Annotated in this window: 21 protein-coding genes; 11 read left to right on the top strand and 10 right to left on the bottom strand. The window is 56.9% G+C overall.

The features are described from left to right. Window positions 1-33 precede the first annotated feature (33 nt). Window positions 34-384 (top strand): H-type lectin domain-containing protein, encoded by a 351-nt coding sequence (locus ACR3EH_RS14055; protein WP_171091731.1) that lies wholly within the window; start codon window positions 34-36, stop codon window positions 382-384. Between the two features lie 39 nt (window positions 385-423). Here the strand turns inward: ACR3EH_RS14055 and rpiB are convergent, their stop codons facing one another. Next, window positions 424-873, bottom strand: coding sequence for a ribose 5-phosphate isomerase B (rpiB, locus tag ACR3EH_RS14060; protein ID WP_171186432.1), 450 nt, complete (start codon window positions 871-873; stop codon window positions 424-426). Window positions 874-985: 112 nt separating this feature from the next. Then, window positions 986-2,005 carry a ribose-phosphate pyrophosphokinase gene (locus ACR3EH_RS14065; RefSeq protein ID WP_171091728.1) on the bottom strand — a complete coding sequence of 340 codons (1,020 nt, stop codon included), beginning with the start codon at window positions 2,003-2,005 and terminating at the stop codon, window positions 986-988. 107 nt (window positions 2,006-2,112) lie between these two features. Here ACR3EH_RS14065 and ACR3EH_RS14070 point away from each other — a divergent pair, with 107 nt between their 5' ends. Further along, on the top strand, window positions 2,113-2,715 hold the full coding sequence (locus tag ACR3EH_RS14070; RefSeq protein WP_171091726.1) for a 2-hydroxychromene-2-carboxylate isomerase: 603 nt from the start codon (window positions 2,113-2,115) through the stop codon (window positions 2,713-2,715). Then, on the top strand, window positions 2,712-3,536 hold the full coding sequence (locus ACR3EH_RS14075; protein WP_171647770.1) for an alpha/beta fold hydrolase: 825 nt from the start codon (window positions 2,712-2,714) through the stop codon (window positions 3,534-3,536). Before ACR3EH_RS14070 ends, ACR3EH_RS14075 begins: the two co-directional genes overlap by 4 nt. Here the strand turns inward: ACR3EH_RS14075 and ACR3EH_RS14080 are convergent. The 3 genes from ACR3EH_RS14080 to ACR3EH_RS14090 are packed head-to-tail and all read right to left on the bottom strand — an operon-like array spanning window position 3,523 to window position 5,959. Beyond that, window positions 3,523-4,557: a threonine aldolase family protein gene (locus ACR3EH_RS14080; RefSeq protein ID WP_171105590.1), complete on the bottom strand. Its 1,035-nt coding sequence runs from the start codon at window positions 4,555-4,557 to the stop codon at window positions 3,523-3,525. The two genes, ACR3EH_RS14075 and ACR3EH_RS14080, sit on opposite strands and share 14 nt — an antisense overlap. After that, window positions 4,557-5,030, bottom strand: coding sequence for a YcgN family cysteine cluster protein (locus tag ACR3EH_RS14085; protein WP_171186428.1), 474 nt, complete (start codon window positions 5,028-5,030; stop codon window positions 4,557-4,559). The genes ACR3EH_RS14080 and ACR3EH_RS14085 overlap by 1 nt, the downstream gene beginning before the upstream one ends. Then, window positions 5,027-5,959, bottom strand: a complete 933-nt coding sequence (locus ACR3EH_RS14090) for a bifunctional riboflavin kinase/FAD synthetase (protein WP_171186426.1) — start codon at window positions 5,957-5,959, stop codon at window positions 5,027-5,029. Before ACR3EH_RS14090 ends, ACR3EH_RS14085 begins: the two co-directional genes overlap by 4 nt. A 259-nt stretch (window positions 5,960-6,218) precedes the next feature. Here ACR3EH_RS14090 and ACR3EH_RS14095 point away from each other — a divergent pair, with 259 nt between their 5' ends. Continuing rightward, the gene (locus tag ACR3EH_RS14095; protein ID WP_171186424.1) at window positions 6,219-6,800 is read left to right on the top strand and encodes a methylenetetrahydrofolate reductase C-terminal domain-containing protein; all 582 of its coding nucleotides are present in this window, start codon (window positions 6,219-6,221) and stop codon (window positions 6,798-6,800) included. Then, the gene (locus ACR3EH_RS14100) at window positions 6,797-7,807 is read left to right on the top strand and encodes a methylenetetrahydrofolate reductase (protein ID WP_171186422.1); all 1,011 of its coding nucleotides are present in this window, start codon (window positions 6,797-6,799) and stop codon (window positions 7,805-7,807) included. Before ACR3EH_RS14095 ends, ACR3EH_RS14100 begins: the two co-directional genes overlap by 4 nt. 71 nt (window positions 7,808-7,878) lie before the next feature. Here ACR3EH_RS14100 and ACR3EH_RS14105 read toward each other — a convergent pair whose 3' ends face one another. The 5 genes from ACR3EH_RS14105 to ACR3EH_RS14125 form a co-directional block, all read right to left on the bottom strand. Further along, complete coding sequence (locus ACR3EH_RS14105) at window positions 7,879-8,322, bottom strand: MaoC family dehydratase (protein ID WP_171091711.1); 444 nt, start codon at window positions 8,320-8,322, stop codon at window positions 7,879-7,881. Between the two features lie 101 nt (window positions 8,323-8,423). Further along, window positions 8,424-9,299 carry a TIGR01459 family HAD-type hydrolase gene (locus ACR3EH_RS14110; protein ID WP_171186421.1) on the bottom strand — a complete coding sequence of 292 codons (876 nt, stop codon included), beginning with the start codon at window positions 9,297-9,299 and terminating at the stop codon, window positions 8,424-8,426. Window positions 9,300-9,401: 102 nt separating this feature from the next. Next, the gene (locus ACR3EH_RS14115) at window positions 9,402-10,514 is read right to left on the bottom strand and encodes a DUF389 domain-containing protein (RefSeq protein ID WP_171647772.1); all 1,113 of its coding nucleotides are present in this window, start codon (window positions 10,512-10,514) and stop codon (window positions 9,402-9,404) included. Window positions 10,515-10,609: 95 nt separating this feature from the next. Further along, on the bottom strand, window positions 10,610-11,530 hold the full coding sequence (locus tag ACR3EH_RS14120) for a manganese-dependent inorganic pyrophosphatase (RefSeq protein WP_171675642.1): 921 nt from the start codon (window positions 11,528-11,530) through the stop codon (window positions 10,610-10,612). Between the two features lie 109 nt (window positions 11,531-11,639). Further along, window positions 11,640-12,620 (bottom strand): TraB/GumN family protein, encoded by a 981-nt coding sequence (locus tag ACR3EH_RS14125; protein WP_171186415.1) that lies wholly within the window; start codon window positions 12,618-12,620, stop codon window positions 11,640-11,642. A 124-nt stretch (window positions 12,621-12,744) separates the two neighbouring features. Between ACR3EH_RS14125 and ACR3EH_RS14130 the strand changes: the two genes are divergently transcribed. The 6 genes from ACR3EH_RS14130 (at window position 12,745) to ACR3EH_RS14155 (ending at window position 18,615) form a co-directional block, all read left to right on the top strand. Beyond that, window positions 12,745-13,419, top strand: coding sequence for a DUF2161 domain-containing phosphodiesterase (locus ACR3EH_RS14130; protein ID WP_171186413.1), 675 nt, complete (start codon window positions 12,745-12,747; stop codon window positions 13,417-13,419). Window positions 13,420-13,571: 152 nt separating this feature from the next. Then, window positions 13,572-13,859 (top strand): co-chaperone GroES, encoded by a 288-nt coding sequence (groES, locus tag ACR3EH_RS14135; RefSeq protein WP_170352338.1) that lies wholly within the window; start codon window positions 13,572-13,574, stop codon window positions 13,857-13,859. A gap of 55 nt (window positions 13,860-13,914) precedes the next feature. After that, window positions 13,915-15,555 (top strand): chaperonin GroEL, encoded by a 1,641-nt coding sequence (gene groL, locus ACR3EH_RS14140; RefSeq protein ID WP_171186411.1) that lies wholly within the window; start codon window positions 13,915-13,917, stop codon window positions 15,553-15,555. 245 nt (window positions 15,556-15,800) lie between these two features. Then, window positions 15,801-16,643 (top strand): DMT family transporter, encoded by an 843-nt coding sequence (locus ACR3EH_RS14145; protein ID WP_171186677.1) that lies wholly within the window; start codon window positions 15,801-15,803, stop codon window positions 16,641-16,643. Between the two features lie 38 nt (window positions 16,644-16,681). After that, a complete protein-coding gene (locus ACR3EH_RS14150) occupies window positions 16,682-17,455 on the top strand; it encodes an esterase/lipase family protein (protein ID WP_171091697.1) in 774 nt (257 codons plus the stop codon). Continuing rightward, window positions 17,452-18,615, top strand: coding sequence for an alpha-D-ribose 1-methylphosphonate 5-triphosphate diphosphatase (locus ACR3EH_RS14155; protein WP_171675644.1), 1,164 nt, complete (start codon window positions 17,452-17,454; stop codon window positions 18,613-18,615). The genes ACR3EH_RS14150 and ACR3EH_RS14155 overlap by 4 nt, the downstream gene beginning before the upstream one ends. Window positions 18,616-18,622: the final 7 nt, after the last annotated feature.

Raw genomic sequence — 18,622 nt, forward strand, 5'->3', positions numbered from 1 at the left:
AACTTGCGGGAATTCAAGAATAATGATGACAAAATGAAAAAGTTCCTAACCCATCCTATTGGCATTGATCAGGGCGAAGATGTGCTGTTTTCGGAATTTGCCGAAGGCGGTGAGATGTGGACGGGGCAGGGCCCTCGCGAGCGTCGCACGCCCATTCAATTCAAAGAACCGTTTCGGACCCCGCCAATTGTTCAGATCGGAATTTCGCTTTGGGATGTCGACACATCGTCAGCGCTGCGTGCCGAAGTGCAGGCTGAAAACATTACCACCGAAGGGTTCGAAGCAGTGTTTCGCACATGGTCCGACACGCGTATTGCCCGCATCCGGGCAAGTTGGACCGCGATAGGAGAGGTCGCGCACCCGGATGACTGGAATATCTCCTGATCCGGGTTCAGACCATCGCGCTTTAAGGAAGCGCGGTCGTCAGTCGCCCTGTGCTTCGATCATATCCACACGTGTGGCGTGGCGGCCGCCTTCGAACTCGGCCCCCAAAAACGCATCCACGATGTCCAGTGCCTGACCTTCGCCCACAACGCGCGCCCCGATGGACAGCATGTTGGCGTTGTTGTGCTGGCGGATCATCCGGGCCGAAAAGGCGTCTGAACAAACGCCGCAGCGAATGCCCGGCACTTTGTTTGCCGCCATCATGATACCCTGACCGGTACCGCACAGGATGATGCCCAAACCGCAATCACCGGATGCAACAGCCTGGGCTGCGGCTTTGCCGTGCTTGGGGTAATGGGTGCTTTCAGGAGTTGCCGGGCCGATATCGACCACCTCCCAGCCTTGTTGGGCGATGTGTTTCGCCACGGCCTGACGCAGATCGATCGCGGCGTGATCACTGGACAGAACAATGCGTTTGTTTGCGGACATCGGAGGTCACTTTCCTCTTTCGCGGATCCAAGCTCATGCCAGCGAAAGCAAGGCAGAGCAGATCAGTTTTTAAAAAGCAAAAGGGCGGCTTGTTTTGGCCGCCCCCTAGAGCTCAATCCATCTGGTACATGGACTCGTAGATCGGGGTCAGCGTTTTATCTTCAAACAGCGAAGACACGCTGGTGCCGTTCCAGATGTTCAGGATCGCCTGGGTGAAGATCGGCGCGGTTGGTACGATGCGAATGTTCTTGGCTTTGGCAACTTCTTTGGTCGGTTGAATCGTGTCCGTCAGAACCAGCGATTTCATCACTGAATTGGTGACGCGTTCAACCGCAGGGCCGCTCATGACGCCATGCGTGATGTAGGAGTGAACCTCTTTCGCGCCGTTATCCAACAGCACCTGCGCCGCTTTGCACAGCGTTCCGGCGGTGTCGCACATGTCGTCCACGATCAGGCAGATCTTGTCCTTCACGTCGCCGATCACGGTCATCTCGGCCACTTCGCCTGCTTTTTCGCGGCGCTTGTCGACAATAGACAGCGGTGCACTGATCCGCTTGGCCAGCTCACGTGCGCGGGCGACGCCGCCCACGTCGGGCGAAACAACCATGATCTCGTCCAAGTTGTCCTTGAACTGATGTTTCACATCCAGCGCGAAGATTGGCGAGGCATAGAGGTTGTCCACCGGGATATCAAAGAACCCCTGAATCTGCGCGGCGTGCAGGTCCATGGTCAGAACACGTTCAATACCGGCACCGGTCAGCATGTTCGCCACCAGTTTGGCGCTGATTGGTGTGCGGGCCTTGGTGCGGCGGTCCTGGCGGGCATAGCCGAAATAGGGGATTACAGCGGTGATCCGCTGCGCTGACGAACGGCGCAACGCATCGGCGATGATCAGCAGTTCCATCAGGTTGTCATTCGCCGGGTTCGACGTTGGCTGGACGATGAACATATCCTCGCCCCGGACGTTTTCGAACACTTCGACAAAGATCTCGCCGTCATTGAACCGCTCGACCCGCGCATCGACCAGACCCTGGTCGACGCCGCGATACAGGCTCATGCGGCGGGCAATGGATTCGGCAAGCGGAAGATTGGCGTTCCCAGCGATAAGCTTGGGTTCGTGGAGTGTCGGCATCGGCTGAGGTCCCCGGGCAGCTTTGGCAATGTGACAGATTCGTGATGTTGACACCGCTTAGCACGGGTCTAACGTCCCGCAAAGGCAACGCAGCGGAGAAAGTGAACATGACCCAGATTGACTACTATTTTGCGACAATTTCGCCCTACACCTATCTGGCCGGAAACCGGCTGGAAGAGATCGCGGCGAAACATGGTGCGACTATCAACTACAAACCACTGGACATCATGGCCTTATTTTCGCGCACAGGGGGCACCCCGCCGAAAGACCGCCACACCTCGCGCATTGAATACCGTGCACAGGACTTGCTGCGTCAAGCCAAACGTCTCGGGGTGGAATTTAATCTGAAACCGGCGCATTGGCCAACCAATATGGCGCCGTCTTCATATGCGGTTATCGCTGCGACCAAGGACGGTTCAGGGGATGTGGGCAAGTTGTGCCAATTGATCCTGCGCGCTTGCTGGGCCGAAGAGAAAGACGTGGCCCAGGATGACGTGATCCGCGATTGCCTGGCAAATGCAGGATTTGATCCGGAATTGGCAAATAGCGGGTTGCTTGTTGGGGCGGAAACCTACGCTGCCAATCTGGAAGAGGCCGTGGAACAAGGAGCCTTTGGTGCACCATTCTACATCACGCCGGACGGGCAACGGTTCTGGGGACAGGATAGTCTGGATGATCTGGACCAGCATCTGGCTGAGACGAAGGGATGACAGCTTCGGCTGTCTCACCACAATCCGTCTTCGTCAGGCGGTTGGGAGAGGGCGCGCGCAAATTGCTCGCCCTCCATTGTACCATTGCGCATTCCGGGGCGTGGTCGGGATTGGCCAAGGCGTTGGACGGTAAAGTCTCTTTGGTCGCGCCAGATATGTTGTCTCATGGGCGCAGTCCAGATTGGGACGGGCAGGGGAACTTCTTTGATCACGTCACCAATAACGCTGCGGCTGAACTGACGGGGCAGATGGACGTCGTTGGCCATTCTTTTGGGGCGATTATTGCACTGAGACTGGCCTTGGAGCATCCCGAACGCGTCCGAAGCCTGACATTGATCGAACCCGTCTTTTTTGCCATAGCACACCGGGACGCGCCGGATTTGTTCGATCAGCATGAGAAAGATATTGAGCCGATAAACAGCGCCTTTAATGAGGGCGAAAACGCTCTGGCCGCACGTTTGTTCAACCGGATGTGGAGCACTGGCATCAGCCCGAAATGGCCCGATTTACCCGAACGGACGCGCGCTAACATGGTGCGTGGGATACATGCCGTTCCAGCCGTGCACTCGGTGCTTTATGATGATCAGGCCGGTTTGCTCAAAGCCGAGACGCTGGAACGTGCCGCCATGCCGACCCTGATCCTGAGCGGATCAGAAACCCATCCCGTAATCCCCGCCATCTGCGCGGGTTTGGAGCATCGCCTGCCGCAAGCGCACCATGCGGTGGTTCCGGGCGCAGGGCACATGCTGCCCATTTCGCACCCTCATGAAACAGCGGCGCTGCTTCAAGCGTTCTGGCAATCCAGTCCTACAGAAGATTGAGAAACTGATCGATCTGGGATGTTCCAATAGACCAGTCGCAGACCAACCGGCACGCCAGGCTTTCACCGTCATCCTCACCCTCCAGCTCATCCCCCCAAAGGTGATAGATCGCACCGGCGTTATGCAGTTGCTTGTGCTTGGCGCGCGAGAAAGAGGCAAAGACCATGTTGGCTTGCGGTTCATGCAGGAATTCAGCGCCCTTGGCGCGCAACCCGTCGGCAAGACGGGCGCAGTTGGCGTTGGCCTGACGCGCCAGTTTCAACCACAGATCATCTTCAAGGTAGGCGGCCATCTGCGCTGACAGATAACGGTGTTTCGAGAACAGATGCGCCCCGCGCTTGCGTCGCAGTTCAAATTCCCAAGCCTTGCTTTCATCGAAAAACACAACCGCTTCGACCCCCATCAGGCCATTTTTTGTGCCGCCAAAGCTGACAGCATCCACGCCCGATTTCCAGGTCATCTCAGCCGGGGAGCAATTCAACGCGACCAGCGCATTGGTAAAACGCGCACCGTCCAGATGCACCGGAAGGCCGTATTCCTTTGCCACCCCGCACAGTGCCTGCAGTTCCTCCAACGAATAGACTGATCCGCGCTCAGTGACCTGAGTGATCGACACAGGCCCGCGTTGCGGTCCATGCACACCGCGTGTTTCTTCACCCAGGATCGATCCGCGTAATGCTTCGGGTGTCATCTTGTCACCGCCAGGCACAAGGGTCAGCTTGGCACCGCTGTAAAATTCAGGCGCGTTGCACTCATCCTCGTGGATATGGGCAACCGGAGAGCAGAAGACCGACTCCCACGGGTTCGACAGCGTCGCAAGAGCCAGAGAGTTCGCCGCGGTCCCGGTGGCCACAAGATACACAGCAGCGCCCGGTGCTTCGAAAATGCTGCGAATGCGGTCGCGCACCTCGTTCATCAGCGCGTCAGCACCATAGGCCATCTGATAGCCCTGATTGGCCTCGGCCAGTTTTGCCATGACCTGAGGGTGTACCGGGCCGGAATTGTCAGAGGCGAAATACATCAGGATGGCTCCTCAATAATATAGTCTTCCCACTCTTCCATGGGGGTTTCGAACTCGGACACTGTACGTCCCTGAACCGACATGCCTGCCGCGTGCACGCTGTCGGGCGTACCAGATATCAAAGGATGCCAGTCGTAAAGGGGCTTGCCTTCCCACAACAGGCGATAGGCGCAGGTTTGCGGCAGCCAATAGGCATGTTCGTCTATGTTGTCGGGGGTCATCACAATACATTCGGGCACGAACTGGTGCCGGATATCGTATTGCGTACAGCGGCAGCTTTCATCGTCCAGCAGCCGGCAGGCGACACAGGTCAGTGCAACCTCGCCGGTGTCTTCGTCTTCCAGCTTGTTCAGGCAGCACTTGCCGCAGCCATCACACAACGCTTCCCATTCGCGCTGGTTCATCTTCCGCAGAGGTTTGCGTTCCCAAAAACGGGCGGGCAGGCCGGTGCGCTCGATCGGATCCGTGCTCATAAGGCGGCCAGAATGCCGCGGGCTTTTTCGCAATCTGCATCCATCTGGGCAATCAGCCCGTCCAGCCCATCAAAGGTAAGTTCTGGGCGCAGGAAATCGATCAGGCCGACAGACAGGGTTGCGCCATAAAGATCGCCGGAAAAGTCGAAAAGGAAGGTTTCGATATTGGGCACTTCACCCTGAAACATTGGTCGAACTCCAATCGAGGCCGCACCGTGGTAACTGCCCTGATGCGGGCCATCCAGTACGTCGACCAGAACGGCGTAGACACCAAATTTCGGCAGGTGAAGACCTTCAATGGACATGTTTGCAGTGGGAAACCCCAGCTCGCGCCCACGCTGTTCACCGCCGACAACTTCGCCTTCGATCCTGTGCCAATGGCCCAGCATCGCCGCTGCATCACGCGGGCGGCCTTCGCTTAACGCGGTCCGAATTGCAGTTGACGAGACCACGTTCTCGGACCGCTCCATCAGTGGGGCGATCGTCACGCCAAACCCCATCTCTTTCCCAAATCGGACCAGGTCATCGGCTGAACCGCTGCGGCCTTTGCCAAAGCAGAAATCAGCCCCCACCACCACATGCGAAAGGCCCAGCCCGTCACAAATCACGGTGCGCGCGAACTCTTCCGGTGAAAGCCCGGCCAGCGCTGCATTGAAGGGCAGCTCGTAGAGCTTTTCTACACCCAGTTTTTCCAGCCGGTGCGCTCGTGCATTACCGCGCATCAGGCGGAACGGAGGCGAATCCGGCGCAAAGTATTCGCGCGGATGCGGTTCAAAGGTCATGACACCCAGCGGCGCGTCAGGAGCTGCTTGGCGGGCCATTTCGATGACCGACCGATGCCCCACATGTACGCCGTCAAAGTTGCCGATCGCTACGCTGGCGCCGCGATCTTCTGGCTCGACAAACTGGAAATCCCGGATGATGTGCATAAGCGATTGCGTAGCGTCGCGTCGCGATGAGTTCAAGCGGCAGTTTGAATTCTGCAAATGCCTCGGTCTGAATTCCCCCGAACCCAACAAAACGCCCAACAACAACGCCAAAGCATCCACCACATGGCATTATGCGCAAAGCCAACTGCTTGATTCAAAAAAATACCTGCGTGTAGACTGAACATCCGGATCTCAGGATGCGCTGCGACCCGGTTCAAGCCCGGCCAGGTTCAATAGAACCCAGCACAGGAGGCAGACCATGTATCGATTGCGACTGTTCGCGATTCGCCATGCCCGCACATTCGAGTGGATTTACAAGTGCGTCGAACGCGGCATGGTCGCGATGGATCCGCTTTTTGCAAAGATCGGCTACAACCGCGTCGAACGCCCCATAGCGTTGGTCGAAAAGGGCGTCAAAACCCTGTTGTTCGACTGCAAGATGTGCGGTCAATGCGTGTTGTCATCGACCGGCATGTCCTGCCCGATGAACTGCCCAAAGCAGTTGCGAAATGGTCCGTGTGGTGGCGTGCGTCCAGGCGAGTTCTGCGAAGTGAAGCCTGATATGAAATGCGTGTGGGCCTTGGCTTGGGACGGAGCCAGCCGCATGCGGCACGGGGGTGAAAAGATAAAGGAAGTTCTGCCGCCAGTGGAGCACACGTTGAAAGGCTCGTCGTCTTGGTTGCGGGTCAGCCGCGAGATTGCCGCGCAAGAACGCGAGGCCCGCGATGCCGCGCGTGTAACCCTTGCCGAAGCCTTCCCGGAGGCACGTGAAAACGAACCTTCCTCAGCGCCGCTGGCCACCGAGCCGCCCAATGCAATGAACCGGGAACTGAAGAAATGAACGACCCACATCGCAACGCGGTAGAGCCAATCGGCTATGTTCCTGTTCCTGACGGGTATGTATCGCACAGTCGATTGGAAAGGGTCTTGCGCTCGGGTCGGTTTGCGGTGACGGCCGAGTTGAACCCACCCGACAGCGCTGACCCCGAGGATGTTTTTCAGGCCGCGCAGCCGCTTGGAGAGGTTGCTGACGCAATAAACGCAACCGATGCTTCGGGCGCGAATTGCCATATGTCTTCGATTGGAATTTGCGCATTGCTGACGCGAGCTGGTTATTCTCCGGTGTATCAGATTTCCTGCCGGGACCGGAATCGCATTGCCATTCAGGGCGATGTGCTTGGGGCCGCAGCGCTGGGCGTGAGCAATGTTCTGTGTCTGACCGGTGATGGCGTTGGCGTGGGGGATCAACCGGGGGCAAAGCCGGTATTCGACTTTGATTCCTTAACCTTGCTGCGAACAATCCGAACCATGCGCGATCAGGGAAAATTCCTCTCGGGCCGCAAGATCACACGTCCCCCTCAGCTGTTCTTAGGTGCGGCAGAGAACCCTTGCATCCCGCCTTATGACTGGCGTCCTGATCGTCTGGCGAAGAAGGTTGAAGCAGGGGCCGAATATATCCAGACCAACTATATCTACGACATTCCACTTTTTGAGAAATTCATGGATCGGGTGCGGGATGTCGGTCTGGACAAGAAAGTCTTCATAATCGCTGGCGTGGGGCCGATAGCTTCGGCGCGCGCGGCGCGTTGGATGCGCAGCAATGTGCCCGGAATTCACATCCCGGACCAGGTTATTGAGCGGATGGAGAAGGCCGAAAAACCTGCTGAAGAAGGCAAAAAAATCTGTATCGAGCTGATCCAGCAGATCCGCGAGATCGCTGGCGTCTCGGGCGTTCATGTGATGGCCTACAGACGCGAACACGTGGTGTCAGAAATCATTCTGGAATCCGGTGCTTTGAAAGGGCGCAGGCGCGCGCGCCCTTCTTCAGGACTTCGTGCAGAAAGCTAGATTTGGTAAGTTCCAAAACGAAAAGGCACCCGTCAGTGGGTGCCTTTCATTGATTTGAGTTGGCGCGCAGATCAGTCGAACTTGCGCGACGGTGCCAGGACCATGGCCTCTCCGATCAGAACCTTCTTGCCTTCGACCGAGCAATGGCAATCCAGCTTGACCCGGCGCTTGGAAAAATCAATGTCGACAACCTTCACTTCGGCGTAAACCATGTCGCCGGGGCGCACAGGTGCCAGAAACTTAAGCGACTGACCCATGTAGACAGTACCATGGCCGGGCAGTTGTTCGCCAATCACCGCCGAGATCAGACCCGCTGTCAGCATCCCGTGGGCGATACGGCCTTCAAAGATCGTGTCGCGGGCATAATCGTCATCCAGATGCACCGGATTACGGTCGGTTGAAACCTGCGCGAACATCTCGATGTCTTCGTCCGTCACCACTTTGCGCAGGTAGCGGGACATGCCCATTTCGATGTCTTCAATACAGATCGTTCCGCGTGGAAGATTGTCCAACATGTTGCCCTCACTCGAAATCGGCCGTGAAAGAAAAAACCATCTTTAGGCCAAGGTTGGCAACTTTATTACTTCGCAACTGCAGAAAATCAAGTCTTTTCTGATTACCGCAAGCGACCGATTGTAAAGGTCGGGTTGATCTTTTCCCTTTTGATATAATCGGTTAGCGATTCATGATGCGGGTGGTGCGACGTTTTTGTCTCGGCTGCGGCCAGACCACCTGAAATAAACAGGGAATCAATGCCCTCTCCCATGCCGCCCAGAATGTCTGTATGGGGTCCGTCGCCGATTACCAGAATGTCACCATCTGGAATATCATGCCCCAGCTCCTGCAACCTGCGGCGGGCCAGATCATAAATCGGCGGATGCGGTTTGCCGAAATACAGGCTTTCACCACCCATTTCGGTATAGAGCTTTGCCAACGCCCCCGCGCACCATTCCCGCACCTCTCCTCGGTCAACAACAATGTCGGGATTAGCGCAAAGCAGTTTCATTCCCATCTGCTTGGCATAGAGGAAGTCGGGTCGGTTCACGTCCGGGTCGGCCATTGGATCGAACGGGCCACAGCAAACAATGCCTTCGGCCTCTTTAAGCGGCACACGTTCGATATGAACGGGGTGATGCAAAAGCTTCAAAGGCTCGAAAAAGCCTGCATCTCGCTGCCATTCACCCATGAAGTAAACCTTGTGTCCGACAGCGCCCCGGAACATCGCTGAGCGCGCGGAATCTCCGCTGGTCGCAATGGTGTCATAGGCATCGGCGGGCACATTGAACTGACCCAACTGTTCAGCCACGCCTGCCCGAGGCTTCGGTGAGTTCGTCACAAGTACAACAACCCCGCCTTTTGCACGATAGGTCTGCAATGCCGCAACGGCTTCGGGGAATGCAGTGATGCCGTTGTGCACACAGCCCCAAAGGTCGACAAACAGCGCCTTATAGCGGTCAGAGATCTCGGCAAGCGAGGAAACGATCTGGGTCATTGGGGCCTCTGTAAGTAAATTCGCGGTTGCGACAGCTATGGCAAAGCTGAGACCCAAACACCATCCCGCATTCCCTTTTGCGCCGAGGATTTGGTGAATCTACTAGTCGTCTTCAGTAACGTCCGTAACATCCGGGGCCTGCTGGACGTTTTCAGTTCCCAAAATGATCTGTGCTCCAATTCGGGTCTGGTACCGAATAACGGCCAGATATCCGGGCCCGAGTTCCTTCTGCAATACATAAACAAGGGGGGGATCACGCAGGTTTTCAGGCAGCAACCCCGCAACGGAAGAAACTTTGAACTGAGCTTCAACGGGCAGGTCGACGATCAGCCAGACCTCGACCCGTTTGCGCTGGGCGTTGACATCTACCCGAATGATTTCAACTGAAACTGGATCGGCCCATTCTCTGATGGCTTCGGCCAGTTGGGCCTCGGTGCGCGTTTCAAGATATCGATTGTATGTGGACTTCCCGAGTTGCAGCACCACGACGACCAGGAATGCCAGCGCAACAAACACGCTTGCTGTAAAATTCAGTTTGCGCTTGCCCTTGCTGAAAACCACGGACCGTGCCGCATAGACCAAATAAACGGCACAGGCCGAAAGAATAATTGCGCCAAGATTTGTTGCGAACAACAAGCCCGCCTCGTAGGCCTCGGCAGGCTCGCCAAAATACAACAAAATACCTGCTGCTGAGAGAGGCGGCACCAGAGAAACGCCAATGGCTGCGCCGGGCAAAAGGCTCAGCTCGGATTTGTTGATTTGAACATAGGCCCCGGCAACGCCAGCGGCGAGCGCGACGATCAGGTCTTCGGTTCCGGGGTCTGTACGTGCAAGAACCTGATCGGGGATCAAAATACCGCGTGGGACGTCTGCGACATAGACCATAAACCATGCCATCAGCACACAGGCACATGCCGCCAAGCATACCGTTAGGGCCAGAGCGACTGCGCGTTTCAGCCACCCCATGACCATCGCGGCAGCCACCCCCAGAATTGGCGTCATAAGGGGCGCGACAAGCATGGCTGCAATCACGACGGCCCCGGAATTGCGCAGCAATCCCATGGTGGCAATCACAACAGACAGGGTCAGCAGCATCGCAAAGCGTCGCCAATATGCGGCTTTGTCTGTCCCCTCAAATCGAAGGATGCCCTTGGTCGTACTGAGGCTGCGAATAACGATGGTGTGTGCCTGACCTATTTTGAGTTCTGTACCCAAAGACAGATTAACAATCGTTACCGTTTCCGCAAATGGCCGAACAGAAAGAAAAAAGGCGCCCGATTGGGCGCCTTCTTTTTGGCTTCAGGTGCCGATCAAACCTTCAGGTTTGGAATGATCTGTTTTTTACGGCTCATGATGCCCGGCAGAACAACGGCATCGCCATCAACGACGGCACCAAAGCTTTTCTCGGCAACAGATTTGACCAGATCGTTCGGAACCAGCAGCGTGGCCTCTTCGTTCAGAATGTCGACGACGAACAGAAGAACCTGGTCGATACCGTCTTCAGCGGCCACGTCAACCATCGATGCAGCCAGGCTGGCTTTGCGATCCAGCACAACGCCGGGGGCTGTTGTTTCCAGAACCGAGACGCGGAACTTGGTGCCATCGACCTCGTATTCCTTGCTGTCCATGCGGATCAGCTCGGCGTCAGAAAAGGACGAGACGTCTGATTTCGCGGCAAACATGTCGGCTGCATAGGCCGAGATATCCAGCTCCAGCTCAGCGGCCAGCTTTTCCGCCACCGCACGGTCATGCGCTGTGGTTGTAGGCGAGCGGAATTCCAGCGTGTCCGACAGAATGCAGGTCAGGGCTGCGCCCTTGATGGCGTCGGGCATCTTGGCAGCTTCGTCGCCCATGAGGTCGACCATGATGGTCGCGGTGCAGGCCAGTGGACGCACGGTGATGTCGATCGGACCTTTAGTTTCCAGACCACCAACCAGCTTGTGGTGGTCGATGATGGCGCGGATATCAGCGTCGTTGATGCTGGCGGGCAGTTCTGCCGGGTTGTTGGTGTCGACGATGACAACGGGAGTGTCCGCAGCCAGATCTTCGATGATGCGTGGCTTGGGCAGGTCCCAGTTTTCAAGCATAAAGGCCGCTTCGGTGTTGGGCTCACCCAGCAGAACCGGCTCGGTCTGTTCACCTTTGATCTCGTTCAAATACCACGACCACAGGATCGGCGAGCCGGTGGAGTCGGTATCAGGGGATTTGTGGCCAAATACTAGCGTTGTCATGTCAGCGTCCTGCGGATTGGAAATTTGCGCGCCTTATAGGGCGAGCAAACGCGGTTGTCACGACACAGTCGATAATGTGCGACCGTTGGTCTGAAAATGGCCCAGCGGTTCAGAATTCCGCCCGCGTCAGGCTGTATCCTGCCTGCTCTAACTGGTTCAGCAGACCATGTTCATCGCTAAAGTGGCCGACGCCTACCGCAATGACGGCAGTTTGATCTTTGATCTCAAGAATATGCGTCATCCAATTGGCATTGCGTTCAATCAACAACTGCTGTTCGAACTCTGCCCATTCGGCATCAAATTCTGCTTCGGTCAGACCTGAAAGCTCTTGCCCCAGCATTCTGCCCAATACAAAGACTTCCGCGTGTTTTTCTTCGAAATACAAACTCGCCATGGTGGCGATCTGGTCTTCGATGTTTTGGAAGGTTCCAGCCATCCGAGCGAGTGATTGAGCCTGTTCTTCGATCGAGTAAGCGTCGAACATGGTCATCAGGTCTTCGATGCTTTCCAGCGAGTATTGCGGGATACCGTGCTCTTTTGCCAACTGCGTCAGACGCGCGTCCAATCCGTTGGTTCCGTTGGGATCCTGTATGATGCAAGCCGGCAAAGCCAAAGTCATACTCAGGAACCATGGGCGCATCTTGGCGCCCATCCAGCTGGGAATGCCGCGATCAGCCATCTCTGATGAAAGAGTGGCCCAATCCTCTTCGGAAATCAGATCCACAAGTGTGGGCCCCGATGTGATCAGGACAGGGCTTGGGTCAGCTGCAAGTTTCCGCTCCCAATCTTTCATTTCCTCCTGAAGGATTTCGAAATAGAACGCATCAGCCTGCGTGAGCGTTGGAGTCAGACGCTCGACGATTGCGTCCATCTGCGGGTAGTTCAGGTGCATGGTGCCCACAAGATGCAGCACAGTGTCGTCTTTGGTTGCAATCCAATGATTGCCTTCGGGATACAGAATTTCTGCTAAAGCGTCCTGCAGGTCGGCTTGGACCGCAGGGGACAAATCGCCTCTCAGGTCGCGTCCCTCGCAGCCAGCCTGCACTATGGCGGGCCACAAAAGGCCGAGGAAGAAAAGAAGCACGCGCATCGTTGAATTTCCTTTGAAAGCAGAGTTGCTGCAACACTGTACTGGCGGATGGGATGTTGCAAGTTCGATTGCGTTTTTCGATCAGCGGGCTGGTAATCCACCGCAGTTTGCGTAGCATAAACACATGACCCGCGAGCAGGACCTCTATCCCCCGATCAAAGCACTGTTGGAGCGCCAGGGGTACACCGTAAAGGGCGAGGTTGGGGCGGCTGATGTTGTTGCGGTGCGCGAGGGTGAGGAACCCGTGATCGTCGAACTGAAACTAAGGTTCACGCTGTCGCTGTTCCACCAGGCGATCACGCGGCTGAAATTGACAGATCAGGTTTATGTGGCTGTTCGCAAGCCCACGGGTCGAAGCGCGCGACGGGCGCTTAAAGATAATCTGGCGCTGTGTCGACGTTTGGGCCTGGGCCTGATCACAGTGCGCGCTGACAATGCGGTCGAAGTACAGTGCGATCCCGGCCCCTATGCACCGCGCAAGAACAAAGGCAGGACCACGCGGCTGCTGCGTGAATTCGACCGGTTGGAAGGGGACCCGAACGCGGGCGGCGCCACGCGGCATGGGATTGTGACCGCCTATCGACAAGACGCGCTGAAATGCGCGGCCTTTCTGGCCGAACATGGCGCAACCAAAGGTGCAGAGGTTGCCAAATCGGCGGGCGTTCCGGCTGCGACCCGGCTTATGCGAGAAAACCACTACGGGTGGTTTGAGAAGGTTGAAAAAGGCGTCTACGGCCTTACTTCTCAGGGAAGCGAAGGGCTGAAGCACTGGGCTTACAGCTGGGAACAGCAGGACTGATCCGATCCGCGAAAAAAATCCCTCACAACTTGTTGACTCGGGGTTTTAGACTCCCTAGCTATGCGTCGTTATCACTCACATACCCTGAGTGCTAACGCCCCGTCGGAAGACGAGGGGAGGATTAACAACTTTGAGCCCAAGGAGCTGCAAAGATGGCATTGAAACCGCTTCATGACCGTGTGCTGGTTCGCCGTACCGAAAGCGAAGAGAAAACCGCAGGCGGCCTGATCATTCCTGACAGCGCAAAAGAAAAGCCCAGCGAAGGCGAAGTCGTCGCAACCGGCGAAGGCGCGCGCAAGGACAGCGGCGAACTGATCGCGATGGCGGTCAAAGCTGGCGACAAGATCCTGTTCGGCAAATGGTCGGGCACTGAGGTTCAGGTCGACGGCGAAGAGCTGCTGATGATGAAAGAAAGCGACATCATGGGGATCATCGAGTAAGCCAAAGCGCTTTCTCTGATCTTCATTACAAACTTATTTCTCAAGGAGAAACGACATGGCTGCAAAGGACGTCAAATTCGACACCGATGCCCGTAACCGCATGCTGGCAGGTGTGAACATCCTGGCCGATGCTGTTAAAGTGACCCTGGGCCCCAAAGGCCGCAACGTGGTTCTGGACAAATCCTTCGGCGCACCGCGCATCACCAAAGACGGTGTTTCGGTTGCCAAGGAAATCGAACTGGAAGACAAGTTCGAAAACATGGGCGCGCAGATGGTGAAAGAAGTCGCCAGCCGCACCAATGACGAAGCCGGTGACGGCACCACCACCGCGACCGTTCTGGCCCAAGCCATCGTTCGCGAAGGTCTGAAGCAGGTTGCAGCGGGCCTGAACCCGATGGACCTGAAGCGCGGCATCGACCTGGCAACCTCGAAGGTTGTTGAAGGCATCAAGTCGGCCTCGCGCGAAGTCAAAGACTCGGCAGAAGTTGCTCAGGTTGGCACCATCTCGGCCAACGGCGAAGCAGAAATCGGCCAGCAGATCGCAGATGCGATGCAGAAGGTTGGTAACGAAGGCGTTATCACCGTCGAAGAAAACAAAGGTCTGGAAACCGAGACCGATGTTGTCGAAGGTATGCAGTTCGACCGTGGCTACCTGTCGCCTTACTTCGTGACAAACGCAGACAAGATGATCGCAGAACTCGATGACTGCATGATCCTGCTGCACGAAAAGAAACTGTCCTCGCTGCAGCCGATGGTTCCGCTGCTGGAGCAGGTGATCCAGTCGCAGAAACCGCTGCTGATCATCGCGGAAGACGTTGAAGGCGAAGCGCTGGCAACTCTGGTTGTCAACAAACTGCGCGGCGGCCTGAAAATTGCTGCTGTCAAAGCACCGGGCTTCGGCGATCGCCGTAAAGCCATGCTGCAGGACATCGCGATCCTGACCGGCGGTCAGGTCATCAGCGAAGACCTGGGCATGAAGCTCGAGTCCGTCACCATGGACATGCTGGGCACCGCCAAGAAGATCGAAATCACCAAAGACGAAACCACCATCGTCGACGGTGCTGGCGAGAAAGCAGAGATCGAAGCCCGCGTTGGCCAGATCCGCACTCAGATCGAAGAAACCACCAGCGACTACGACCGTGAGAAGCTGCAAGAGCGCGTTGCCAAACTGGCAGGCGGTGTTGCCGTTATCCGCGTCGGCGGCATGACCGAAGTTGAAGTGAAAGAGCGTAAGGACCGTGTGGACGATGCTCTGAACGCAACACGCGCTGCCGTTCAGGAAGGCGTTGTTGTGGGTGGCGGTGTTGCTCTGGTTCAGGCCGGTAAAGCACTGGACGCTCTGGAAGGTGCAAACGCTGATCAGAACGCAGGCATCAACATCGTTCGCAAAGCCATCGAAGCGCCGCTGCGCCAGATCGCCGAGAACGCAGGTGTTGACGGTGCGGTTGTTGCGGGCAAAGTCCGTGAGTCTTCGGATGCTGCATTCGGCTTCAACGCGCAAACCGAAGAATATGGCGACATGTTCTCGTTCGGTGTCATCGACCCGGCCAAAGTTGTCCGCACCGCTCTGGAAGATGCGGCATCGGTTGCTGGCCTGCTGGTCACCACCGAAGCTATGGTTGCTGACAAGCCTCAGAAAGACGCACCTGCTGCAGGCGGCATGCCCGACATGGGCGGCATGGGCGGCATGATGTAACCACGTCGAATTCGCTGCGGCGAATTCTGACGGCCCCGACAGGTGATTGGCCGAATGGCCGAGCTACCGAGAGGGGGTGCCATAGTGCTTGTTTCGGGGTCGCCTTCGGGCGGCCCCGTTTTTGTTGCCAATAGCCGCTATGCGGCTATGCCTCCGGCGGGAGTATTTTGGAAAAGATGAAGAACGGGCCGCATGTCCAAGGATTGTGAGTGTCCATATCGCTTGCAACCGGATATGCGGGTTCCATGCAACTGTTTGTTCTGACCGCCCTGACCATGTGCGCCTTTGCGGCGAATTCCATCCTGAACCGGTTGGCTATCGACAGCGGCGCCAGTGATCCGGCCGGTTTCGCGGTTATGCGGGTGCTGGCGGGCGCGCTGGTTTTGACCGCGTTGGTTTTGGCGCGTGGCAGGCACTTGCCTTTGCACAACCGTCGGCGGGTCATTGGGGCGGGATCACTGTCTCTGTACATGATCGGGTTTTCCCTGGCGTACCTGACACTGGATGCAGGTCTTGGTGCGTTGGTTTTGTTTGCCGTGGTGCAAATCACGATGTTTGCCTTCACTGCCGTCAAGGGTACGCTTCCAACCCGGCAACAGTTGGTGGGCGCGGCCATGGCCTTGGCTGGGTTGGCCTATGTCCTTTGGCCATCGGGTACGGTGCGGGTTGACCCGGCGGGCACCGCCCTGATGATTGCCGCAGGTGTCGGATGGGCTGCTTATTCTTTGGCAGGGCGATCTGAACCAGATGCTTTAAAGGGCACGGCTGCAAATTTCCTTATCGCTTTGCCTGTGACCGGATTAACGCTGCTGATCACAGGGGCAGAATGGAACATGACTGGTATGGGCTATGTGCTGGCAGTTGTGTCCGGGGGTATTACGTCAGGGTTGGGTTACGCTTTGTGGTATCGCGTACTGCCGAACCTTGCACCAACAGTGGCGGCCGTGGTTCAACTCAGCGTACCTGTCATTGCGATCCTGGGGGGTGTTGTGCTGCTTGGTGAAACGGCCAGCGCCCGGCTGGTCTTTGGCACGGCGGTGGTTCTGGGCGGTATTGCGCTGGCCGTGCTGCAACGTCAGTGGAGCTAGGGCTTTCATCGGCGTCTCATAGGCTTTATCTGGCGCGTATGAGACTATTGATTGCCCTGCTGTTTTTCATTTTCCCTGCTGCCGCCAGCGCGAAATGCGTGATCCTTTTGCATGGGCTGGCGCGGACCGAGGCTTCGTTTGCCGTGATGGAGGAGTTGTTCGAGGCACATGGCTATAAGGTCGTGCGCCCCGGGTACCCATCGACCGAAATTGGCATTCCGGAACTTGCTGAACAGACCCTGCCTGATGCTTTCGCTGCTTGCGGAGAGGATAAAGTCAATGTCGTTGCGCATTCCATGGGCGGCATCCTGCTGCGGTATTGGCTCAAGGATCATCACCCCGCCAACATGGGCCGCGCTGTCATGCTTGGCCCTCCGAACCAAGGCAGCCAGCTGGTTGACGAGCTCAGCGCGTGGGAGGTGTTCGGGTATCTGAACGGCCCAGCAGGGCTGCAACTGAGCACAGGGCCCGAAGGCATCCCTCGTCGTCTGCCACCGGTGGATTTCGAACTGGGTGTTATCGCAGGAAGTGAATCTCTGAACCTTGTGTTTTCCTCGATTATCGATGGTCCCGACGATGGCAAGGTTTCGATTGAAAGCACCAAGGTCGAAGGTATGACCGATCATCTTATCTTACCGGTGACGCATACTTTCATGATGAACAACCCGCAGGTCATGGCACAGGCACTGCATTTCATCGAATTCGGTCGGTTTGATCCGCAGATCACTTGGCTCGATGGCGTGATGGACATAATAGACGAGATCTGTATCGGGCAGGACTGCCCAGACCCGGACTCGGAGCGTTCACGATGACTGCTTTGAACCTGACATTGACCGGGGCAGAGGTTCTGTTGCCGGGTGAGGGTTTGGCTCGTGCTGATCTGACCATAGCAGAAGGTGCGATACAGGCAGAACCAACCGGGCGCCGGGTTGATCTGAGCGGCTATCTTGTCTTGCCCGGCATTATCGATCTGCACGGGGACGGGTTCGAACGCCATATCGCCCCGCGTCGCGGTGCGATGAAGCAGATGAACGAAGGCATTCTTTCGGTCGAGGCCGAGTTAGCTGCAAACGGCATTACCACCGCAGTGCTGGCTCAGTTTTACAGCTGGGAAGGCGGCGTGCGAGGACCGGACTTTGCGGCGCAGGTGTTTCAGGCCATTGCCGCCGTAAAAGACAGCACCGTGACGGACCTGATCCCTCAACTGCGGTTTGAGACCAATATGTTGGAGGACTATGCCGGATTGGCCCGTCGCATCGCTGATTGGCAGGTGCCTTATGTAGTGTTCAATGATCATCTGCCGCATGATCGCTTGGCGCAGGGTAAAAAGCCTCCACGCCTGACCGGGCAGGCGCTGAAGGCCGGGCGCAATCCAGATGCGCATTTTGAGATGTTGCTCAGCATGCATGCACGTCGAAACGAGGTGCCAGCGGCGGTCGAGGCGCTGTGTGCTGACCTAGGGGAGATGGGCGTACGTCTGGGCAGCCATGATGACGCCACCGCTGAAGCAAGGGAATGGTGGCACGATCAAGGTGTCCGTATTGCCGAATTCCCGGAAACGCTTGAGGCTGCCGAGGCGGCACGTTCAGCCGGGGATCACATCATCCTTGGTTCACCCAACGTGGCGCGGGGTGGATCGCATAAAGGAAACGCCAATGCGGTTGAGTTGATCGCCATGGGGCTCTGCGATGCGTTGGCGTCGGACTACCACTACCCCAGCCCGCGCCGGGCTGCATTGATGCTGTTCAAAACCGGTTTGCTTGATTTCGAAGGCGCGTGGAGCCTGATTTCTTCGGGTCCGGCCAAAGTGCTGGATCTGCCGGACCGGGGCACACTTACCCCCGGCAAACGGGGTGATTTGGTCATTCTCGATGCGGCTACCCACCGGGTCGCAGCGACCATGGCCGGTGGGCGTATCAGCCACATGTCAGGGGACATTGCGGCACGCTTTCTGAACGCAACGATGCCGTAGATAAAGT

Source organism: Ruegeria sp. BG7, from assembly GCF_056535685.1.